The following is a 20,772-nucleotide window of genomic DNA, read 5'->3' as shown; positions in this document are numbered from 1 at the left end:
GGCCGCTCTCCGCGCGGCATGTTTTTTCTGCACGGTTTCAAGCAATGCAGGAGGGCGGTTGCGGAAAAATTCCACGCTTTACGCTTCTTGAATACGCGGCGGAAACAGAGGCAAATGCCATTCCATGAATTTGGAAAATACGTCCGCCATTGCTTCGGACAAAAATGTGTTGTCGGGACAAATGCCAGCGTCGACAATCGCACGGACAATGTCGTGATAGGTTATCAATCTTCCACCAGGGATGACCGGGGCACCATTGCGGGCTCCATGTCCGTCGGCACCAATTCCGCCGGAGCCGCCCTGGGGATCATATCAAGGTAGGGAACTCCTGTGTTTCCGTAGGCTCCTGGTCCAATACGAACCATGGACATGGTTTCCGTCCTAGTGGAAGAACTTGCCGGAGGCTCCGCGGAACCTTCCCCCGCCGCTTTGCCTTCCCGGAAATCCCGGGAAGCGGCGCCTGAACGGACCGTTCCGCCGGAACCCTGCGAACTGACGGAAAAGGGGTGCGTCTGAATGAAAAGAGTTTCCGTGACGGACTGACGCCGTTTCCCAGGAAACATGACGGGGCTGCCGCACCATATCCAAGTGCGGCAGCCCTTTTATTTAAATAGTTCCGGCTTACAGGACGAGCATGTCCCGGTCGTCAAATTCATCGTTCGGTCCCCAGGCAACTTCCCAGTAATAGCCGTCCGGGTCCGCAAAATAGCCATGGAAGCCGCCCCAGAAAACATCCTGGGGTTCCTTGACGATCCTGGCTCCCGCGTTCCGCGCCAGTTCAATGACTTCAACTACCTCCTCCTTCGTTTTTGCATTATAGGCAAGCGTAATTCCTCCGAACCCGGCGCCGATGGGCGGAGGATTCTCTCCGTTGATGTCCTTTGCCAGCAAATCCAGCGGATACAGCTCCAGTTTGGTGCCGGGAGTGCTGAAAAAGACGACGTCCGGATGGTCGCCCGTCTCATCCGTTTTAAAACCGAGTCCGTCACGGTAAAATTGCAGCGCCTTCTTCATGTCCCTGACTCCAAGGCAGACGATGTTCATTCTGTTCATGTTCTTCTTCATGGGATGGTATTTGAAATGTTTGATGGAGATGGCCCGGATATCGGTTCCCCTGCAAAAAAAGGCTGCCCTCCGCACCGTGTACCGGGAAAAGGCAGCCGGATGAAAGTGGCGGGGGAAAAGGTCAGCTCAGGGCTTCCACCAGTTTGTCGCCATAGGCGGAGCAGGAAAGCTCCGTGGAGCCGGGAATCATTTCCGCGAGGTCAAATGTGACTGTTTTTGCGGCAATCACCCGGTCAATGGCCTGAATCAGCAGGTCTGCCGCTTCCGTCCAGCCCATGTAGCGCAGCATCATTTCCGCGGACAGGATGACGGAGCTGGGGTTGGCCTTGTCCAGTCCGGCCAGTTTGGGCCCGGTGCCGTGCGTGGCTTCAAAAATGGAATGGCCCGTCAGGTAATTGATGTTGCCGCCGGGCGCGATGCCGATGCCGCCTACCTGCGCCGCCAGGGCGTCGGAAATATAGTCCCCGTTCAGGTTCAGCGTGGCAACCACGTCGAAATTCTCTGGATGAAGCAGGATTTCCTGAAGGAAGGCGTCCGCAATGCAATCCTTGATCACGATTCCGTTGGGAAGCTTCAGCCAGGGGCCGTCTCCGATGGGCTGGGCGCCGTATTCCCGGCTCGCGACGTCGTACCCCCAGTCGCGGAAGCCGCCTTCCGTGAACTTCATGATATTGCCCTTGTGAACCAGCGTGACGCTCTTGCGGCCGTTCTCCACGGCGTAATCAATGGCGGCGCGCACCAGGCGCTCCGTGCCTTCACGGGAAACGGGCTTGATGCCGAAGCCGGAACTCTCCGGGAAACGCACCTTCTTCATGCGGTCCGGGAAGATGCGGCTCATGGTGTCGAAAAACAGTTTGGCGTCCTCGGATCCCTCCTTGAATTCGATGCCGGCGTAAATGTCTTCCGTATTCTCGCGGAAAACGACCATGTCCACCTTTTCCGGAGCCTTCACGGGAGTTTCAATGCCGTTGAAATAGCGCACGGGACGCAGGCAGACGAACAGGTCCAGATCCTGACGCAGCGTAACGTTCAGGCTGCGGATGCCGCCGCCCACGGGGGTGGTGAGGGGGCCCTTGATGCCGACCAGGTAGGTCCGGAAGGCTTCCACCGTCTCATTCGGGAGCCAGGTACCCAGGTTGTCAAAGGACTTCTGCCCGGCAAAAACTTCATACCAGGCAATGGAACGCTTGCCCTGGTAAGCTTTCTTCACGGCCGCGTCAATCACCCGGGAAGCCGCCGCCCAGATTTCAGGCCCGGTTCCGTCACCGATGATGAAGGGAATGATGGGCCTGTCCGGAACGCAAAGCCTGCCGTTCTGCATGGTGACGGCTGCGCCGTCCGTGGGAGGGGTGAATGTTAAATTGGCCATGACGTGCGTTCCTTTATAGGAGCCAGCCCGTTTTGGCAAGATAAAAGAACGGAATGGGGAAGTGCGCATCATGGAGCTCTTGATGGCCCCGGGCCTCTCGTACGGGCAGTATCAGAACCAGCGGTCCTTTCCGGGCGGTTCTTCCGGCTGTCCGGCTTCTTCCCGGAGGCGGCGCAGGAAATTTTCTTCCGCCTGGCGTATCAAGCCGCTCTCCATGATGTGCTTCCGGGCGCTTTCGTTCAACTGGTTGACGGCAATGGCGGCGTCTTCGGAAGTCAGCCTGTTCCAGATGCCGGCGTCATCCCTCACGATTCTGAGGGAGCCCTCCACCATCTCGCAGGAAACCAGCTTTCCGTGAAGCCCCTCCGCGGTAATGGGGCCTTTGTTCCCTGCGGGAATGATAACCCGGAGCGGCTCGGGTCCCTCCAGGTCAATGCCTCCGTGGGCGCGGTAGGCCGCTTTCAGGATCAGCGTCTTTTTACTCCACCACCACGTGGTGGAATACCGGTATTCATACTCGAACGTCCGTTCCACGGTCACCAGGTTGGCTACCTTCTCGTCCTTCTGCACGATCAGGGCCACGCCGCCGTGGTCGGAGGAAAACCCCTTGTTGATCAGGGTGAGGCCTACCTCCCTGCCTGCTTCAATCAACTTTTCCGCCACCTCCATCGGTTTTTCCACCGGGGCGGTGATGCAGGACCGCACGCCCCAGAACAGCATGGCCAGGGCCCCGATCAGGACGGCGCCTTTAACCAGAACGACGACAGCAGGGGAATGCAGGAAGGAGGATGGGGGGGTATCACTCATGAAACGTTGTACGGGACGGGAACTCAGGGTTCCGGGTCTTCATGGGAACCGTCCTTCTTGAGGGGAGGCATGAACAGGGCCAGGAATGTGAAGGCGATGACGGTCAGGTCGTCTATCTGGCCTACTCCGGGAATGAAATCCGGAATCAGGTCAATGGGGGAAAAGGCATAAAGAGCCGTCAGCACCAGGAGAACAAGCTTGCGTTTGGTGAAAAGGCGCGGTTCTCCTTCCCGGCTGCGGAAATAATTGATGGCCCTGGTCAGGAATTGCTGCCTGGACCCGTTGGGTGGAATGGGAAGCTTGTTTTTCATGGGGCTGCAAGGGTGAAGTTGCGGGAAATGGAAAAGGAACGCTCCGTTACGGGGAGAAAAGGCATGAATGCAGGCAGGAGAAGATGATACCGCCTATGATAACGAGCGCCACAATCATGGCCTCCCGGCTATTTGTCTGGGAAGCAACATAGAGCAGGGACCGCCTGTAATCGTCTTTGATGGGTGGCTTTTCTTTCATCAGGGAGCTTTTCTGAAATTATCTCATGCGCTTCCGGCTGCGTCCAGAGCAATTCCCGGATGCCGCTGGGAGTATGTGTCCTGCCGTTTAAAAGAGAGTGGAACGTTTACGGCAAATACGTTATATGGGAGAACCTTCTTTCCAGAATATCCCTTCATGACATTCAAACCGGCAGAGGGGAAAGAGAATCAGGCACCAAATAGATGCCGGAAGGAAGAAACGGTATGGCGTGCCGACAAGAGAACGCGGCAGGGAAAGGAAAGGGCTCCATGGGGAATTGCTTCCGTTTCTCCGAATCTTGTTGCACTCCCTTTTGCGATGTGCTGGAATCGTCTGATGAACAAGTGGTTTTTGTTTTCTCTGTGCATGTTGTTCGGTGCAGTGCTTTCGCCTTTGCTGGCAGGTGAAGCCGAGAGTTCTCCCCCTGATAGCGGCAGGGAGCAGGTTGATTCTTCCGTCTGGATCAATGATGAATCACCCCATTTGGCTCCCGTTTATTTTACAGGAGTCATGCACAAGCGGAGCAGGTGGGAAATCGATATTATTTCCCTCAACAGTCATGAACTGCCGGAACCGATGACCGTGGCTTTGGAAAAGAAGCCTGCGGGGTTCACGTCTTCTGCAGGAGGCACGCCCTGCTGCGGGATTATTCCCCTCCTGATCCCCTCCGGAGCGGAAGAAGAACCCCGGCGGTGGCGTGATGCGGGAGCTTCTCCCTCTCTGGTGAAGGAAAACACCCCCCAGGCTCTTTCCCTTTTGCAGGAATCAGTTTTACAAAGCTACCAGCATCAAATTATTAAATCCATAAAAATGACCATCGGCATCCTTGAACGGATGACGGATGAAAAACAGGCGCTGGCGCTGGAAAAGAGCTGGGCTTATGAAATTATGGATTATACTTTCTGGATATTGCTGGAGGGAAGCGTTCCCTTCGATGCAAGAATGGCTTATGTCCAACGTAATCCGGACGTCCTGAAGCAATCGCAGAAGGAGTCGGACGCCTATTGTGAAAGGGTTCGCATTCTCCGGAGCAAGCCGTGGAGCGGCAAATTGCGCCTGTTGCAGGATAAAAATGAGAATCTTCCGGCGGGGGTTCCCAGTTGCCTTAACCCTTAATTATTTTGTTCATGAACCATGGAAACATTGAATTCAGGAAAGTAAGCGGCTTTAAGCGGGGAACATTGTTTGAATTACTGGCGGACTCCTATTCCTTTGACGAGAGGTGGGAGGATTGCTGCGCTTCCGACTGGAAGGAGTTTGATCATTTTTTCTTTGATAACCCGCAGATTGCGGACCAATACGGTTTTATAACTGTCTTGAATGGCAAAGCCGTCGGGCTGGCGTCGTGGGACCCGAGGAAGATGCCCGAATACGTGGAGATAGGGCACAACTGCATTATCTCCTCCCGCAAGGGCCATGGGTATGGCAGGATGCAGCTCCGGGAGGCGCTTCAAAGAATCGTGAAAAGGGGAGCGAAAAGAATCATCGTCACCACGAATGCCCGCTCGGTTCCCGCCCGGCGAATGTATGAAGGCGCAGGTTTTAAGATTTGCGGGAAAAGGAGGAATGAAAGCCGTACCGGGTTTTTCGGGGATTACATTGATTATGAAATGATGCTGTAAGGGAAAGAGCGCAGCACGAAAGGAGAGGGGAGATTTTTCCTTGCCGTTTCCCAAGCCTGTGCGGCGGCGTCAGGAAGCTGAGCGCAGGGTTCATGGAGAGTGGAAGAGGCTGCCTTTCCCGCTTGCCTGCGGTCATTTTCTCCCGGCCTGGGCGAACATGAAGGCGGCATTGACACGGCGGGGGGCAGGGGGTACTCTCCTGCGGCATATAATGATCAGTTTTACGAATATCAGCGGGGCCGAGGAGATTGGGGCCAATTGCTATTTGCTTGAAATGGACGGCACCCGGATCGTGCTTGACAGCGGGATGCACCCCAAGAGGGAGGGGATGGCGGCCATGCCGGATTTTGATTCCATGGAGCCCAATTCCGTGGAAGCCGTTTTTTTAAGCCATTCCCACCTGGACCACCTGGGAACGCTGCCCGTGCTTCAGGAGAAGCAGCCTGCGGCGGAGGTATTCATGACGCCCGCCGCAGCCGCCCTGTCTGAAGTGATGCTGCACAATTCCGTGAATGTGATGAGCGCCAAGAGGCTGGACCTGGGCATTGTGGAGTATCCCTTTTTCACCCATAACGACCTGGACAGGCTGAGCGACGCCTGGCATGCCAAGTCCTGCAACGAGGTGTTCCGCGTGGGCTTCCGCCAGAACGTGCTGGCCACGTTTTACGACGCCGGCCACATTCTGGGGTCCGCGGGCGTGATGCTGGAAGGAGAGAGCGGCCATACGGTGTTTTATACGGGGGACGTGCAGTTTGAGGACCAGAGCATGATTCCCGGAGCGGATTTCCCGGAATCCGGCGTGGATACGCTGATTATGGAGTGCACGCGCGGCGGCTTCCAGCGCAGCGCCCATTATTCCCGCCCGGAGGAGATGGTGCGGTTCGGGAAGGCGATTGCGGAGACGCTGGAACGCGGCGGCGCCGTGCTGATTCCGGTATTCGCCATCGGCAAGAGCCAGGAGATGCTGTTCAATATCCACCGTTTCAAGCAGCAGGGGGTGATCCCCGCCAATACGCCCGTGTACTTCGGCGGGTTGAGCGCGAAGGTTTCCCTGCTTTATGACCGTTTTGCCGGGCTGACCCGCAGGCACGACCATGAGTTCAAGCTGAAGGAGGAAATAAAGACCGTGCCCCTGCCGCGCAAGGGAAAAGCCCCGCTGGTGTGTTCCCCTGGGAATATTTACGTGGTTTCCAGCGGCATGATGACGGAGAACACGCTCTCCAACGTGATGGCGGAGCAGGTTCTTCCGCATGAGAAAAACGCCATTCTTTTTGTGGGGTATGCGGACCCGGATTCCCCCGCGGGCCGGCTGCGGGCCGCGCAGGAGGGGGATCTGGTGAAGATGCGGCCCAACGGGCAGCCCGTGCGCCGCAACTGTACGGTGGACTGTTTTGACTTTTCCGGGCACGCCACCCGTGACGCCCTGGTCAATTATGCCGTGAAGCTGAATCCCAGGCAGGTGGTTCTGGTGCACGGTGATCCGGATGCCGTGGAGTGGATGCATGATACGCTGTCCGCCAGAATGCCGGGTTCCACCATCATCGCTCCCGTTCCGGGCCAGCGTTATACGTTTGAGTCATGAGTTTTACCGGAGAGAGAAAAGGCCGCCTGATCGTCTTTGAAGGCATAGACGGCACGGGCAAGTCCACCCACATCGGCCAGTTGCGGAAGTATCTGGAGGGGAAGGGGCTGGAAGTGGTGCAGAGCTTTGAGCCCACGCGCGGGCCGTGGGGCCGGATGTTGCGGGATTCCGCCGTGACGGGGCGCCTTTCCGTAGAGGATGAGGTAGAGTTATTCCTGAAAGACAGGCGGGAGCATGTGGAGACGCTGATCGCCCCTGCGCTGGCGCGCGGCGCGTGGGTGTTGCTGGACCGCTATTACCTTTCCATGATGGCTTACCAGGGCGCGCGTGGGGTGGATACTTCCGTCATCCGCGCCGCCAATGAAGAGTTTGCCCCGGTGCCGGACGCCGTGGTCTGGCTGGATATTCCCGTTTCCGTGGCTCTGGAACGCATCGGGAGCCGCGGAGAACGCGATGCCTTTGAGACGGAAGCGGGCCTGACGGCCTGCCGCAACGTGTTCGCCTCCATCCATGAACCCTGGATGCTCCGCGTGGACGCGGACGCCGGGAAGGAGGAAGTGGCGGCAAGAGTGCGGAAGGCCCTTTCCGGGAATTTTCCCGAAGTGATTAGTGAATAGGCGTATTCCACTGGTCGGAGGCCGGGAATTTTCCCTTAATATTTAATCCCCGGTATTTGGTCGCTGCGCCGCAGGCGCATAAACCGTCGGGTCCGGGATTCCGGCTTCCCTGAAGGCTTCCCGGCGCTCCACGCAGGTGGAGCAGGCGCCGCAGTGGACGGGACCGCCCTTGTAGCAGGAGTAGGTGCGGGAGAAGTCCACGCCCAGTTCATGGCCCATGGCGGCGATGCCGCCCTTGGACGTGCGGATGAAGGGACGCAGGATGCCCAGCCCGGCATAGGTCCCCAGGCGGACGGCCTCCGTCATGGCGGCCATGAATTCCTCCCGGCAGTCCGGGTAAATGCTGTGGTCCCCGGAATGGGCGGCAATGACAAGCTGCTGCGCTCCGCAGCTTTCCGCCACCCCGGCCGCGATGGACAGGAAGATGCCGTTGCGGAAGGGGACGACGGTCTGCTTCATCAGCTCTTCGTCATAGGAGCCGTCCGGGATGTCGTCCGCGCCGGAGAGGAGGGCGGATTTCAAATGGGCGGAGATGGGGGAGATGTCAATCACGCGGTGCTCTATGCCCAGGCTGGCGGCCTGCCAGGCGGCGCATTCCAGCTCCCGTTCCGCGTGGTTGGAGGCGTAGTCAAAGCTGAGGGCCACCCGCACGCGGTGGTTCCGGTGCGCCCAGTGCAGGGCTACGCTGGAGTCCAGCCCCCCGCTGAGCAGTACGGCGGTTTCCGTCTTATCCATGGCGCGCGTCAGAGGGGGCGGTTTTCCGGGTTGTGCTCCGCCATGGCGGTCAGCTGGATGCCGCCGCGGGGGGAGAAACGGCCTTCTACTTTCAGCCACCGCGGGGAGATGGCGGCTGCCAGGTCATCCGTGATGCGGTTGACGATCTGTTCGTTGAAGGCCGGGTAGTTGCGGTAGGAGGCCAGGTAGTATTTGAGGGATTTGGTTTCCACGCACTTTTCATCCGGAACGTAGGTGATCGTCAGGTGGCAGGAGTCCGGCTGCCCGGTGACGGGGCAGAGGGAGGAGAATTCATGGGTGTCCAGCGTGATGGTGTAGGGACGCGTGCCGCGGTTGGGGAAGGATTCCAGCTTGGCGTCGTCAGGGCTGGTGAAGAAGGAGCTTTGTGAGCCGAGTAGAGTCAGAGGTTCGGACATGGATGGTTGATGTTGTGTTGTAGTGGAAATTCAGTTTTCCTGCGCGGCGGCGTCTTTTTCCTGAACGGGTTCCCTGCCGGGGAATTCTTTCACGTACAGGTCCTGCTGGGGGAAGGGGATGGAGATGCCGTGCTCGTTGAACGCATTATAGATGTGTTCCCGCACGGAGGAAAGGCTGGAGGCCTTCGTCATGACGGGAACCCAGACCCATACGCCCAGATTGACGGAGCTGTCCCCGAAGCTGTCCAGCACCACGCTGGTTTTTTTCACCTTGGAAAGGAAGGGCAGGGAGGACAGCGTTTCCAGAACGATTTGGCGCGCCCGCTCCACGTCCGTTCCGTAGGAGATGCCCACTTCCACCTTGGAGCATTCGAACTTGTGGTTGCGGGTCATGTTGCGGAAGTTCTTGTTGAAGAGCTGGGAGTTCTGGAAGGCGATGATGGAGCCGTCCAGCGTTTCAATCATGGTGGAGCGGTAGCCCAGGGAGGAGACGCGGCCCCGGTAGCCGTCGCATTCGATCATGTCCCCCTGCCGCAGGCGCCCCAGCATCAGGGACAGGCCGCTGATGATGTTTTCAATGGTGTCTTTCAGGGCGAAGCCGATGCCCATGCTCAAGCCGCCCATGACCATCAGCAGCCCGTTGTAGTTGGCGTTCATGATGATGAGGGCCGTGAAGACGAAGAGCCCCCACAGGAACAGGGAGGAAAGCGTCACGAAGGTGGGGATGATGCCCACTTCATAGTCTTCCCCATAGACTTCATGCAGGGTGTTTTTACCGATGAAGATCAGGTAGTTGAGCACAATGGCAATCAGGATGACCGTGATGACGTGGCTCCAGCTGAAGGTGAGCAGGTCCTTGATTTCCGTGGTGGCGAAGATTTTGTTGATGATGAGGTCCCCCATGTCGAAGGTGGCGGCGGGCCAGATGATGCTGAACAGGATGAGGAAGATGGTCAGGCAGGGGAGCACCAGCTTGGAGACGAAGGGGCGGAACCACAGGATCGCCTGCTTGTTCCGTTCCTTCCGGCGGTTTTCATAGTGGTGGAGCAGGTTCCACAGCCCCACCAGGAGCAGGATGCTGGTCATCAGCATGATCCACGTCATCAGCACCAGGAAGGCCATGAAGCTGAACCCGGCCCAGCACAGGCCGCTGCCCAGGATGGTGAGCACCAGGGAGACGGTGGCGAAGAAGCGGTCCAGACGGGGAAGCTTGTGCCGCTGCCGCACCCAGGTCAGCAGGGAGAAGAGGGAAACCAGCGTGAACAGGACGGGCATGGAAATGTCTACGATGATGTTGGGGGCCATGAACATGCGCAGCAGCATGAAGAAGCCGCCCAGGAGCAGGTAGGGCATGTAGATGCGGATGCCGGAGTTAATGGTGCCGTAGGGGAGGCGCGTCACCAGGGAGAACAGGATGGCGCTGACCAGCAGGAGGAATTCCGCGCCCAGGGAGGCCGCGCTTTTCAGCAGGTAGTCCGGCGTGCGCATGGAGGCGATGACGAGGACGATCGCTACGATGAGGATGGTGGTGACGTTGGTGAAGGCGTGGCGCTTGTTGTAGTGGCCCGTCTTTTCCAGCGTTTTCTTGAAGCCCAGGAAGACGATGAGGCGGGAAAGGCAGTAGGAGCACAGGACGATGCCCAGCAGGATGAGCCCGTAGTGCTTGAGCGTTTCCGGGTCCGACGGGAGCTGGAGCTTGCTGTCTGCGGACGTTTCCCAGGCCCCCATGCAAATTTCATACGTCTTGAGCGGCTTGAGGAAGATGTACCGGGCCGCGTTGGACGGCGTGTAGAATACCCGGTTGAAGAGGGAGGTGAACAGCTTGCCGCTTTCATGGTTCAGGGCGTCTATCTTGCCGCCCAGGCTGTTGAAGAGCTCCTTGAGGTAGCTGATCTGCTCCTTTTCCTTGAGCAGGGATTCTTCCAGGGTGCGGCAGGTGTACAGGGCCTCGTCCCTCTGCACCAGGGAGGGTTCCGACAGGTTGTCCGTGTTGACTTCCTCCAGGGATTCCGCCAGTTTTTTGATGCGCCCTATTTCCTTGTCCAGCCGTTCCTCCTGTCCCTGGAAGTCCGGCCTTTGGGCGTAATACGTCTTGACCAGGCTGCTGGCGGCCTTGCAGTAAAAGGCCAGCGTGAAGATTTTCTGATCGTCCAGGGCGTAAAGCACGGCGGACATTTCATACACCCTGGTGTCAAAGTAATTGTAGGTGGCGTCCGCCTCCTTCACCAGCGCCTCCCGGATGGCCATCCTTTTTTCCTCATTCTTTTTCAGGATGGTGATTTCATGGCACAGGGCCATGATGACGGTGTCCATTTCCGAGTGGTCAGGCTCCGCCTGGGGCTGCTCGGGGGCGAGTTCCTGCACCTGTTCCGGAACGGCGGCAGGCGCGCCCTCCTGCTGTGCCGCAGCATGGCCCGCGGCCAGCACACCTGCCAGGAGGAAGGCGGCGCAGCAGCGGAAAAACGTCCGGTAATCAGGGATGCTCATGAACGGTTCCAGTTCTAGGGGCTGGGGGCATTACGGTCAAGGTTATATTCCCCCGCTGCCTGAGACGGCTCTGCGGGGGAAGGCGCGCACTTTCCGGCGCATCATCCGGCCACTTTTTTCAGAAACCGGCATTCCCTGCCCGGCGGGTGGCCCTTATTGATTTCATGATTGATTTTTTAACGGAATATTGGGTAATATATAAATAATTCCATGAATTGTATGAAGGAGCCGGAAATTTTAACCATAGACGCCCACTGCCATTTGTTCAACCACGAGTTCCTTTCCTGGAGGCTGCTGGTGGATTTCATCCTTTCCCGCATGCGTCCCCGTGGACCGCGGGAGTGTCTGGAAGCCGCGGGGGGCATCAGCGGGTTGAAACAGATCATCCGTTTCTTCAAGACCGGATTGATGGATACGGAGAACATTTACGGCAAGCTGCTGGCGGAGGGCGGCTGCAATACCGTCGTGCCGCTGATGTTTGACCTGTATTACTGCATGAAGGGCGCCGGGCGTTCCGACGGGCCCGGACAGCGGAAGGCCTGCAAGAAGAAGGTGAAAAGGGCGGCAAGAAAGGAATGGGCCGTGCTCCGGAAGGAGCTTGATGAGCTGGCGGAACAGGCCGGGAGGGGGGACAGGAGGGAAATCGGGGAGATGAAGCAGGCGCTCCGCCGCCTGTCCAGGCGGACGGAACGGCTTCCCCTGGGGAAACGGGATGCGTTCCGGATGCAGGAAGAAGAACTGCTCAAACTGGCGGCGGCGCATCCCGGCCGCGTGCTTCCGTTTTACGTGGTGGACCCCCGCCGCCCCGGCAACTGGCTGCATGGTCCGGACGGGACGATAGACGTTTCCCCCATGACGGACAGGCTGGTTCCGGAATTGGGAGGGAAGGGCGGTTTTTACGGCTTCAAGCTGTATTGCCCCAACGGCTATTCCCCTACGGACCCGGCGCTGATGGCCCTGTATGAGTATTGCGAACGGCACGGGGTGCCGCTGACGGCCCATTGCTCCGGCGGCGGCTTTGCCAGTTTTTCCCCTTCCATCACGGTGCACGGGCATGTTTACCGGAATGGAGAGGTTGTTCCGCATGACGGCGTTCTGGAGTTCAGGCACTACCGCCTGACGGACAAGCTCCGGGTGAAGGAGAAGGCGGAACTCCTGAACCATCCCCGGCTGTGGGAAAAGGTGATGGAAGCTTTTCCGCGCCTCCGGCTGAACTTGGCCCACTTCGGCTGCCAGGACGAAGGCATGGAATGGACGGAGCTGATTTACGGCATGATGGAGAAGTTTCCCGGACTTCATACGGATTTGTCCTGCATCACGGAGACGGCGAAGCTCAGGGAGATGCGGGAGTACTTTCTCAAGGCCCCGGAACAGGTGCGCCGCAAATTCCTGTTCGGGAGCGATTTTTATCTGAACCTTCTTTTTCTGGACGGGATGAAGGAGTACATGGAGAACTTCCGGAATACGTTTACGGAGCAGGAAAGGCAGGAGCTGATGACGGCCAATCCCTCCGCATTCCTGGGATTGTCCTGACGGAAACGGGAAACGCTCCGGATATTCTCCGGAGCGTTTGAAAGGAAGACTGTGTTCCTGCGGGAATCAGTTCAGGGAGAAGGAACGGATTCTCTTCACGGATTCCTCCCGGCCCAGCAGGGAGAAGACGGAGGAGAGGTCCGGGCCGCCGCTCAGTCCGGTGAGGGCCACGCGGGCGGGGAACATGACGGCTCCCATTTTCACGCCGTTTTCCTTGGCAAAGGCTTTCAGCACGCCGATGAGTTCATGGCCGTCCCATTCCGGCTCCCGCTCCAGCCTGTCCGCCAGTTTGGAAAGCAGTTCCAGGGCTTCCGGCTGGACCTTGGCAACGGCTTCCGGGTCCATGCCCAGGTCAAAGAAGAAGCGGATTTTGTCCGGCACCTCCGCCAGCGTCTGCACCTTCGTCTGTACGGTGGCGATGGCGTCATCCAGAATGGGGGAGTCCGGCAGTCCGGCGTTCAGGCAGAAGGGCCGCGCCTGGGCCGTGAATTCTTCCGCAGGCAGGGCGATGATGTGCTGCTGGTTGACCCAGCGGCACTTGGTGATGTCAAATTTGGCGGCGGAGTGGTTGACGGCTTCCAGGGAGAAGCGCTCAATGAGCTCCTGCGGGGAGAAGATTTCCGTGTCGTCCTTGGGGGACCAGCCCAGCAGGGCCAGGAAGTTCATCACGCCTTCCGGCAGGAAGCCTTCTTCCGGATATGTGCCCAGGGCCGCGCCTACGTCGCGCTTGGACATCTTGGAGCCGTCCTGGTTCAGGATCAGCGGCATGTGGGCGAAGACCGGGGGAGTGACGCCGAAGGCCTCAAACAGCTGGATGTGCTTGGGCGTGTTCATGATGTGGTCTTCCCCGCGGATGACGTGGGTCATCTTCATTTCAATGTCGTCCACCACGTTGACGAAGTGGAAGATGTAGGAGCCGTCCGCCCGGCGGATGGCCATGTCCGGCGTGTTGGAGGCGTCCCGGTAGTCAATGGTGATGTCTCCGCAGATCAGGTCATGGAAGGTGACGGGCTTGGAGCGGTCAAAGCGGAAGCGCCAGGCGCCGTCGTCCTCGTACACGCGTCCGGCGTCCTGGAGCTTCTTGAAATAGGCGTCGTAAATATCGTTGCGCTGGCTTTGGAAGTAGGGACCGCAGTCGCCGCCCTTCATGGGGCCTTCATCCCAGTCCAGGCCCAGCCACTCCATGCCGGTGAAGATTGCGCGGGTGGCTTCCTCCGTGTTGCGGGCGTTGTCCGTATCCTCAATGCGGAGGATGAAGGTGCCGCCCGTCTTGCGGGCGAACAGCCAGTTGAACAGGGCGGTGCGTGCGCCGCCGATGTGGAGGTAGCCCGTGGGGGAAGGTGCGAATCTTGTTCTGACGTGACTCATGATGGGTAAGAGAGTAAGGGCCTGCCTGCCCGCGTCAAGCAGATACAGGGGGTGCGTGCCAAAAAAGGGCGGCGCTGCGGCGGGGTGGGGGACGGGCGTTTTTTACGGGTGTTGTCGGCCTTGCGGCTTGCCTGGAAGGGGTTTTTAGGGTTCATTTAACGCCGTGTTCTTTTTAAAGCACATATTCCGTCTGCGGGAGAAGTGGCAGATTGAGCGGGAGGACGAGGAAAAGCCCTTTCTGGAGCATCTGGACGACCTGCGCACCATGTTGCTGAGGATGGCCCTGTGCCTGACCGTCAGCACGATTCTGTGCGCCGGGTTCGCGTCCAATCTGATGGACATCCTGAGGCGCCCCGTCAACCAGGTGTGGGACATGTTTGAGGAATCCCACCTGCCCGCGGGAATAGGCCTGGAGGCATGGGGGAAGGCCAAGGAAATGGCTACGGCCATGACGAGCCTGGACGACTCCCAGAAGAAATTGCTTCTGCGGCAGGTTTCCCCGTCCCAGGGGGATTTGACGGAGGCCGCCCTGGTGCTCCGCGGCGCGCAGCCTCTGCCGGAGGACAGGAAGAAGATTTTTATCAGGGACGGCAGCCCCACCTCCTCCGTGCGGGAGCTGGCGGAGGCCCTGGATGCCAAGGAAGCCATTCTGACGGACGGCACCGGGCGGGGCGCCCTCAAGATGATGAGCGCGTTCCAGCCGGGGGAGGCGTTCATGCTGACCATCAAGCTTTCCCTGTATGCCGGGGTGGTGATCTCCTTCCCGCTGCTGCTGTACTTCCTGCTGCAATTCATTATTCCCGGACTGCTGGAGCATGAACGCAGGCTGCTGTACAAGTGCATGGCGATCGGCTTCGGGCTGTTCCTGGCGGGTACGCTGTTCTGCTACTTCATCGTGCTTCCCAGGGTGCTGACGTTCTTCTACACGTATTCCCTGGAATTCGGCATTTCCAATGAATGGCGCATCGGCTACTACCTGTCCTTCGCTACGCAGATGATCCTGATGTTCGGCCTGGCGTTTGAACTGCCCGTGGTGGTGATGCCTTTCGTCAAGCTGGGCGTGCTGACCTACGACATGATGAAGGCCACGCGCCGCTACGCCATTGTGGCGATCGCCATCCTGGCCGCGGTCATCACCCCCACGCCGGACGTGGCCACCATGATGCTGATGGCCGTTCCCATGTATGCGCTGTATGAAATATGCATCATCCTGGCCTGGATGCATGAGCGCAAGGAGGCCGCACGCGCACGGGAGGAAGTCGCCCGGTTTGAAGAAGACTTCAACAATGACAATTCTCCCTACAACCACTAAAAACACATCCAACTGACGCCATTATCATGAATCTCCTGGACATCATCATCCTGGGCATTGTGGAAGGCCTGACCGAGTACCTGCCGGTCAGCTCCACGGGGCACCTGCTCCTGACGGAATCCCTGCTGAACATGTCCCAGAGCAAGGAAGCTCTGGACGCCTTGGCCGTCTGCATCCAGGGCGGGGCCATCCTGGCGGTGCTGAGCCTGTATTTTCCCCGGGTGAAGGCCATGGCGCAGGGCGTGCGCGGCAATAATCCCGCCGGGCTGAAACTGCTGGTCAACCTCATTCTGGCCTTCCTCCCCGCCGCCGTGGTGGGCCTGTGCTGCGCCTCCCTGATCAAGGAATACCTGTTCAACACCTACACGGTGGCTTATTCCTGGATTGTGGGCGGCGGCGTGATTCTGGCGTACTGCGCCTGGCGCGCCAGGGAAGGCCGTTCCAATGAAGGGAACTCCGGAGCCTCCATTGAGAGCCTGACCCCGGCCAGGGCGCTGACGGTGGGCGCTCTCCAGTGCGTCGCCATGATTCCCGGCACCAGCCGGAGCCTGATGACCATGCTGGGCGGCATGTTCGTGGGGCTGAGCGTGGAGGCGGCCGTGGAATTCAGCTTCCTGCTGGGGCTGATTACCCTGGGCGCGGCCACCGTCCATGATGCGTACAAGGACGGGGCGCTGATGCTGGAATCCTTCGGGTGGGAAGCCCTGGCCGTGGGAACGGTTGTGAGCTGGCTGTCCGCATGGCTGGCTGTGAAGTGGATGGTTTCCTACCTGCAAAAGCACAGTTTTGCCGTATTCGGCTGGTACCGCATCGCCATAGGCATCGTGACCCTGGTGCTCCTGTCCATGGGGCTGATGCATTAAAAAACGTTCTCCGGCAGTTGAATGCCGGAGGCCGCCTCCCCTCCGGGCAGGCGGCCTTTTTTATTATTTTCCGCGGCAGGGAAAGGTTCTTTGAAAATGTAACCTGATTGTAACACACGGGATTGATTTTTCAGGCATCATGGGGACATGAACATCACGTGGTGCCTGATAGCCGTATGGGCGGGAATAGCCGGACTGGCGCATTCCCAGGAAATCCGCGACGAGCTGGGTGCCCGGAATATCATTCTGCCGCAGAGGCGCGTGATTCTTCCGGCGGACCGGACGGTCCGGCAGCCGGTCACGATGGAAAAGGTGAATGCCCGCATCCTGGTGAATGGACGCTCCGCCGTGACCACCCTGGAGCTGGATGTGCGGAATAACGGTTCTTCCCTCGCGGAGGCTGAGCTGCTGCTGCCCGTTCCGGAGGGCGTGGTGGTGAAAGGTTTTTATTATGGGGACGGAAAAGCGGAGTGGAAGGCCTCCCTGATGCCAGCGGACGAGGCGCGGCGCCTGTATGACCGCATTGTGGCGCGCAGAAAGGATCCGGCCCTGCTGGAATTTGCGGGGTTCGGGGCCATCCGGTCCAGCGTGTTTCCGGTTCCGCCCAGGTCTTCCGTAAAGCTGGGGATTGTTTACGAACAACTGCTGACCCTTGTGGAGGGGCGTCTGGATTACGTGCTCCCCAGAACGGAAGCTCTTTCCGGGGATGCTCCGTGGACGGTGAGGGTGGAGCTCGCTTCCGGAAAGGACGGTCCGGGCAACCTCTTCACTCCCTCCCATCAGATGGAGCGCCATCAGCTGGAGAATGGAACCGTGGTTCTGACCCTGGCGGAGGAAAGGATGAACCCGGGCCCTTTCCGCCTGTCATGGCTGGAGGCGCGCGGGAAGAAAGGGGAAGCTTCTTCCGGGCCGGAGGCCAGCGTTTACGCCTCTCCTGACGCCTCCGGCGGGAAAAACGGCTATTTTCTGGCGATGGTGGGCAAGGATGTCCGCCCCGGTGAACACTCCATTCTCCGGGAAGTCACGCTGGTGCTGGACAGGTCCGGGAGCATGCGCGGGAACAAGCTCGCCAGCGTGAAGGAGGCGGCCAAGCAGATCGTTTCCGGCCTGAATCCCGGAGAACGGTTCAATATCATCACTTATAATGAAGGCGTCAATTTATTTGAAGCGGCCCCGGTGGAAAAAAATGGCGCGTCGGAAAAAGCGGCCCATGCATGGCTGGATGCCGTCGTGGCGCGTGGGGGCACCAACATGCACGAGGCGCTGGCCGCCGCCTTGAGCCAGCCTTCCCACGAGGGGATGCTCCCCGTGGTGCTTTTCCTGACGGACGGCCTTCCCACGATCGGCCGCACTTCGGAAAAATCCATTGCGGCCCTGGCGGGGGAAGGAAACAGGGCGGAAAGGCGCATTTTCACCATCGGGGTGGGGGAGGACGTCAACGCCCCCCTGCTGAGGCGCATGGCGGAGATTTCCGGGGGGCTACCGTGCTACATCCTTTCCGGGGAGAATCTGGAGGTCAAGCTCTCGCAGGTATTCCGGCAGTTATACGGCCCCGTCTTCCGGAAGGTGCGCTATACCGTCTGCTCCCCGGACGGCAGGGAACAGCCGGGAAGGGTGCAGGATGCCATACCCTCCGGGGTTCTTCCGGACATTTATTCCGGCAATCCCGCCGTTCTGGCCGGGAGGTACATAGGTACGGAACCTTTCCTGATTAAGGGTACCTGCCTGGACCGGGATAACAGGGAGCAGGCTTTTGCCATTACCGTGGATCCGCAGCGCATCGCCAGCATGAAGGATGATTTTGTAGCCCGGCTGTGGGCCGCGCGCAAGATAGGCAGTCTGGAAACCGCTCTGATGGATATGGGCGGCAGCTCCTCCGGCACGGAAGCGCTGAGGTCCAATTCCAAAACGGCGGAATTGGTGGAGGAAATCATGCGGCTTTCACGGGACTTCGGGATCATGAGCTCGGCAGCCTCCTTTTTTGCCGATGACGGCAGTTCCGGCCCATGGCGGCGGGATCATGCCTCCATGGGGAGCAGGAGGAACCTGGAGGGGAAGGTGATGGAGGAATTGCGCGAAGGGCTGGGCGCCATTGCCCTGCAGGAAAATGCCGTAGCCAAGAAGCGGGAACTGACCCTCAACAAGTACAACATCCAGATGGACCGGGAGGGCCGTGCCGTGGCCTTTGACAATACGGCCCAGATTGCCCAGAACGGATATTTCAACAGGAACGGAGTCTGGATGGAAAGCACGGTTCTTGCCATGCCGGACGCGGGCCGCGCCGTGAAGACGGTCCAGGTGGGCACGCCGGAATATGCCGACGTGGCGAACAGGCTCATCCAGTCCAACCGCCAGGGGCTGTTGGCACTGGATGGCTCCGTCATGATTCTCCTGGATGGAGAAACCGTACTGATGCAAAACAGTTTTCCATAAACAAACAACTAGTAATCAACAATCATGAACCGTATCATCGCATGTACTGCATTAGGGTTGCTGGGCGCAGGATCATTCTGCGCCCAGGCCGAACCCACTCCCGTTCCAACGGACAGCAAGCCTGTTCCGGAAGGAAAGGCCAGATACTCCGTCACCCCGGGACCGGAGGGGGAAAAACAGGACGCTAAAACCGGAACCGTCCTGGTTACGGTGAAAAGCGTGGACGCGGAAAAATCCGCATCAGCCGTGACCACCACCGGAAACGGGGTTGTCCTGACGAAGGCCGTGAACGCCGGTCCGGAGAAAGCCATGGGAGCGCGGAATGCCGCCTATTCCGTCACTACGGTGAAAGGAACCGCTCCGGGGGAAATGGAAATCCGTGTGACGCCGCGTGCGGAGGGAGCTTCTTCCGGAATTTCAGCCGTTCCGCCGCAGGAAGGGGTGTTCATCACCAGGAAGGCGGCAAGCCTTCCCGGCGGTTCTGGGAAGGAAGGTATTTTCCGTATCAAGCCAAGCGCGGTTGAACCGGTCAGGGAAGCGGCCTATTCCATCAAAACGGAAGGGAGCGGCTCCGAAAAGCTGACCATAAGCGTGGCTCCCGGTCTGGAAAAAACTTCTTCCGGAGGGGCGGCCGTTCCTGCAAAAGGGGATGTGGTCGTTACCCGGGCTGTCGTGACGGGGAATGCCAAAGGGGTGAAAGACGCCGCCTATTCCGTCACTGTTGCGGACGGAACGGCTCCCGGAGAGGCGGAGATCAGCGTAACGCCGGAGCAGGAGGAGGCTTCCTCCGGAACTCCTGCGGCTCCCTTCCAGGGCGCCGCGGAAAAAGATGACCGCGCCGTCGTTCAGATTGCCCTGTTGCTGGATACCTCCAGCAGCATGAACGGCCTCATCGACCAGGCGCGCACTTATTTGTGGAAGATTGTCAATGACATGACGCTGGCGCGCCAGAACGGCAAATTGCCCGATATCCAGCTTGCCCTGTATGAGTATGGAAACGACGGGCTGTCCTCCAGGGACGCCTGGATACGCCAGGTGCTTCCGTTCACGGATGACCTGGACAAGGTCTCCGAGGAATTGTTCAAGCTGAAAACCTACGGCGGCACGGAATGCTGCGGAGCCGTCATTGACCGGGCCGTGAAGGAGTTAAAATGGAATACGGATGATCCCCATGCGCTGAAGCTGGTCTTCATCGCCGGCAATGAACCCTTCAACCAGGGCAGCGTGCCGTATGCGGAAGCGATTGCGCGCGGGCTGGAGAGGGACATTACCGTCAATACCATTCATTGCGGCAATGCCGGAGACTCGGATACGCGCCTGTGGAAGGACGGAGCTAAAAAGGGGGACGGCAGCTTTCTCAACATTGACCACAATGCGGCTCCCCCGGACCCGGAAACGCCCTTTGACGGAGAACTTGCCAAGTTGAGTTCCTCTCTGAATGCGACTTACCTGGCTTACGGTTCACCGGAAGTTCAGGCTGAAAGGCTGAGCAAGCAGGAACGCCAGGATACGCTGGCGCTGAAACTGTCGCCTGCGGCTGCCGTAGGGCGGGCCAGCGCCAAGGCGAACAAGGCGGCGTACTCCAATACTTCATGGGACCTGGTGGATTTTTATGACCGGAACGGAGTCCAGGCGCTGGGAGATTTGGGGACTGCCGGACAGCTCCCCAAGGAACTGGAAGGTAAAACCGCGGAGGAAGTGGAAGCCATCGTGAAAAAGAAGGCGGAGGAGCGCGGAGCCCTGCAGAAGAAGGTAAAGGAGCTGGACGCCCAGCGCAATGAATGGCTGGCCAAATGGAAGCAGCAGAGCGCTTCCAGGGACGCCAAACCGAACACCCTGGAGGACGCCATTATCCAGGCTGTCCGGCAGCAGGCCTCCAAAAAGCAGTTTTCCTTTGTTGAAGAGAACGAAACGGAAGGAAAAGATTCCCCTATGAATGATAGAGTGAAGAAATGAGTGCTCCTGCGGGGCTGTCCGGGAGTGCCGGCGGCCCCGCAGAATTTTTCTTCTGAAAAAACCTGTTTTACCGCAACGTTCCTATTTGATAGATTAT

Annotated in this window: 18 protein-coding genes; 10 read left to right on the top strand and 8 right to left on the bottom strand. The window is 58.9% G+C overall.

Features of this window, described 5'->3' with window-relative positions; all coding sequences use genetic code 11:
• The first annotated feature begins 363 nt into the window (after positions 1–363).
• Positions 364–516, top strand: coding sequence for a hypothetical protein (locus tag HJW02_RS02515; protein WP_022398336.1), 153 nt, complete (start codon positions 364–366; stop codon positions 514–516).
• 105 nt (positions 517–621) lie between these two features.
• Here the strand turns inward: HJW02_RS02515 and HJW02_RS02510 are convergent, their stop codons facing one another.
• The 4 genes from HJW02_RS02510 to HJW02_RS02495 form a co-directional block, all read right to left on the bottom strand.
• Entirely contained in the window at positions 622–1,053 is a 432-nt protein-coding gene (locus HJW02_RS02510) for a VOC family protein (protein WP_102722034.1), read from the bottom strand.
• Between the two features lie 133 nt (positions 1,054–1,186).
• Positions 1,187–2,434: an NADP-dependent isocitrate dehydrogenase gene (icd, locus tag HJW02_RS02505; RefSeq protein ID WP_102722035.1), complete on the bottom strand. Its 1,248-nt coding sequence runs from the start codon at positions 2,432–2,434 to the stop codon at positions 1,187–1,189.
• Positions 2,435–2,545: 111 nt separating this feature from the next.
• On the bottom strand, positions 2,546–3,241 hold the full coding sequence (locus HJW02_RS02500) for a DUF4230 domain-containing protein (protein ID WP_102722036.1): 696 nt from the start codon (positions 3,239–3,241) through the stop codon (positions 2,546–2,548).
• 23 nt (positions 3,242–3,264) lie between these two features.
• Positions 3,265–3,552, bottom strand: coding sequence for a YkvA family protein (locus HJW02_RS02495; RefSeq protein WP_022398332.1), 288 nt, complete (start codon positions 3,550–3,552; stop codon positions 3,265–3,267).
• Positions 3,553–3,619: 67 nt separating this feature from the next.
• Here HJW02_RS02495 and HJW02_RS02490 point away from each other — a divergent pair, with 67 nt between their 5' ends.
• The 4 genes from HJW02_RS02490 to tmk all read left to right on the top strand — a co-directional run bounded on the left by HJW02_RS02490 (position 3,620) and on the right by tmk (position 7,572).
• On the top strand, positions 3,620–4,867 hold the full coding sequence (locus HJW02_RS02490) for a hypothetical protein (RefSeq protein ID WP_146018193.1): 1,248 nt from the start codon (positions 3,620–3,622) through the stop codon (positions 4,865–4,867).
• An 11-nt stretch (positions 4,868–4,878) separates the two neighbouring features.
• Complete coding sequence (locus HJW02_RS02485) at positions 4,879–5,373, top strand: GNAT family N-acetyltransferase (RefSeq protein WP_102722092.1); 495 nt, start codon at positions 4,879–4,881, stop codon at positions 5,371–5,373.
• 211 nt (positions 5,374–5,584) lie between these two features.
• On the top strand, positions 5,585–6,955 hold the full coding sequence (locus tag HJW02_RS02480) for an MBL fold metallo-hydrolase (protein WP_180971021.1): 1,371 nt from the start codon (positions 5,585–5,587) through the stop codon (positions 6,953–6,955).
• Complete coding sequence (gene tmk / locus HJW02_RS02475) at positions 6,952–7,572, top strand: dTMP kinase (RefSeq protein ID WP_022398327.1); 621 nt, start codon at positions 6,952–6,954, stop codon at positions 7,570–7,572. Before HJW02_RS02480 ends, tmk begins: the two co-directional genes overlap by 4 nt.
• A gap of 42 nt (positions 7,573–7,614) precedes the next feature.
• On the opposite strand, the gene queC is transcribed toward tmk, so the two are convergent.
• Genes queC through HJW02_RS02460 form a run of 3 tightly spaced genes read right to left on the bottom strand, consistent with a single transcriptional unit; the run spans position 7,615 to position 11,210 of the window.
• Entirely contained in the window at positions 7,615–8,307 is a 693-nt protein-coding gene (queC, locus tag HJW02_RS02470; RefSeq protein ID WP_102722039.1) for a 7-cyano-7-deazaguanine synthase QueC, read from the bottom strand.
• An 8-nt stretch (positions 8,308–8,315) separates the two neighbouring features.
• Positions 8,316–8,723, bottom strand: a complete 408-nt coding sequence (gene queF / locus HJW02_RS02465) for a preQ(1) synthase (protein WP_022398325.1) — start codon at positions 8,721–8,723, stop codon at positions 8,316–8,318.
• Between the two features lie 30 nt (positions 8,724–8,753).
• Positions 8,754–11,210, bottom strand: a complete 2,457-nt coding sequence (locus HJW02_RS02460; RefSeq protein ID WP_102722040.1) for a mechanosensitive ion channel family protein — start codon at positions 11,208–11,210, stop codon at positions 8,754–8,756.
• A gap of 210 nt (positions 11,211–11,420) precedes the next feature.
• Between HJW02_RS02460 and HJW02_RS02455 the strand changes: the two genes are divergently transcribed.
• The gene (locus HJW02_RS02455; protein WP_102722041.1) at positions 11,421–12,743 is read left to right on the top strand and encodes an amidohydrolase family protein; all 1,323 of its coding nucleotides are present in this window, start codon (positions 11,421–11,423) and stop codon (positions 12,741–12,743) included.
• A gap of 66 nt (positions 12,744–12,809) precedes the next feature.
• Here HJW02_RS02455 and gltX read toward each other — a convergent pair whose 3' ends face one another.
• Complete coding sequence (gene gltX, locus HJW02_RS02450) at positions 12,810–14,111, bottom strand: glutamate--tRNA ligase (RefSeq protein ID WP_102722042.1); 1,302 nt, start codon at positions 14,109–14,111, stop codon at positions 12,810–12,812.
• A 163-nt stretch (positions 14,112–14,274) separates the two neighbouring features.
• Here gltX and tatC point away from each other — a divergent pair, with 163 nt between their 5' ends.
• The 4 genes from tatC (at position 14,275) to HJW02_RS02430 (ending at position 20,675) form a co-directional block, all read left to right on the top strand.
• On the top strand, positions 14,275–15,423 hold the full coding sequence (gene tatC, locus HJW02_RS02445; RefSeq protein ID WP_102722043.1) for a twin-arginine translocase subunit TatC: 1,149 nt from the start codon (positions 14,275–14,277) through the stop codon (positions 15,421–15,423).
• Positions 15,424–15,449: 26 nt separating this feature from the next.
• Positions 15,450–16,286, top strand: coding sequence for an undecaprenyl-diphosphate phosphatase (locus HJW02_RS02440; protein ID WP_102722044.1), 837 nt, complete (start codon positions 15,450–15,452; stop codon positions 16,284–16,286).
• Positions 16,287–16,433: 147 nt separating this feature from the next.
• The gene (locus HJW02_RS02435) at positions 16,434–18,719 is read left to right on the top strand and encodes a VWA domain-containing protein (RefSeq protein WP_102722045.1); all 2,286 of its coding nucleotides are present in this window, start codon (positions 16,434–16,436) and stop codon (positions 18,717–18,719) included.
• Positions 18,720–18,743: 24 nt separating this feature from the next.
• Entirely contained in the window at positions 18,744–20,675 is a 1,932-nt protein-coding gene (locus HJW02_RS02430; protein ID WP_146018194.1) for a vWA domain-containing protein, read from the top strand.
• Positions 20,676–20,772 lie beyond the last annotated feature (97 nt).

This window comes from Akkermansia sp. GGCC_0220 (genome assembly GCF_017566105.1).
Classification (GTDB): domain Bacteria; phylum Verrucomicrobiota; class Verrucomicrobiia; order Verrucomicrobiales; family Akkermansiaceae; genus Akkermansia; species Akkermansia massiliensis.
This window is presented reverse-complemented; position numbering and strand designations above follow the sequence as displayed.

Coding starts and splice junctions, on each gene's coding strand:
- HJW02_RS02440 (WP_102722044.1), top strand. CDS start 15,450: ATGAATCTCCTGGACATCATCATCCTGGGCATTGTGGAAGGCCTGACC.
- gltX (WP_102722042.1), bottom strand. CDS start 14,111: ATGAGTCACGTCAGAACAAGATTCGCACCTTCCCCCACGGGCTACCTC.
- queC (WP_102722039.1), bottom strand. CDS start 8,307: ATGGATAAGACGGAAACCGCCGTACTGCTCAGCGGGGGGCTGGACTCC.
- HJW02_RS02485 (WP_102722092.1), top strand. CDS start 4,879: ATGAACCATGGAAACATTGAATTCAGGAAAGTAAGCGGCTTTAAGCGG.
- HJW02_RS02490 (WP_146018193.1), top strand. CDS start 3,620: ATGCAGGCAGGAGAAGATGATACCGCCTATGATAACGAGCGCCACAAT.
- HJW02_RS02460 (WP_102722040.1), bottom strand. CDS start 11,210: ATGAGCATCCCTGATTACCGGACGTTTTTCCGCTGCTGCGCCGCCTTC.
- HJW02_RS02435 (WP_102722045.1), top strand. CDS start 16,434: ATGAACATCACGTGGTGCCTGATAGCCGTATGGGCGGGAATAGCCGGA.
- queF (WP_022398325.1), bottom strand. CDS start 8,723: ATGTCCGAACCTCTGACTCTACTCGGCTCACAAAGCTCCTTCTTCACC.
- HJW02_RS02495 (WP_022398332.1), bottom strand. CDS start 3,552: ATGAAAAACAAGCTTCCCATTCCACCCAACGGGTCCAGGCAGCAATTC.
- icd (WP_102722035.1), bottom strand. CDS start 2,434: ATGGCCAATTTAACATTCACCCCTCCCACGGACGGCGCAGCCGTCACC.
- HJW02_RS02480 (WP_180971021.1), top strand. CDS start 5,585: ATGATCAGTTTTACGAATATCAGCGGGGCCGAGGAGATTGGGGCCAAT.
- HJW02_RS02510 (WP_102722034.1), bottom strand. CDS start 1,053: ATGAACAGAATGAACATCGTCTGCCTTGGAGTCAGGGACATGAAGAAG.
- HJW02_RS02500 (WP_102722036.1), bottom strand. CDS start 3,241: ATGAGTGATACCCCCCCATCCTCCTTCCTGCATTCCCCTGCTGTCGTC.
- HJW02_RS02515 (WP_022398336.1), top strand. CDS start 364: ATGGACATGGTTTCCGTCCTAGTGGAAGAACTTGCCGGAGGCTCCGCG.
- HJW02_RS02430 (WP_146018194.1), top strand. CDS start 18,744: ATGAACCGTATCATCGCATGTACTGCATTAGGGTTGCTGGGCGCAGGA.
- tmk (WP_022398327.1), top strand. CDS start 6,952: ATGAGTTTTACCGGAGAGAGAAAAGGCCGCCTGATCGTCTTTGAAGGC.
- HJW02_RS02455 (WP_102722041.1), top strand. CDS start 11,421: ATGAATTGTATGAAGGAGCCGGAAATTTTAACCATAGACGCCCACTGC.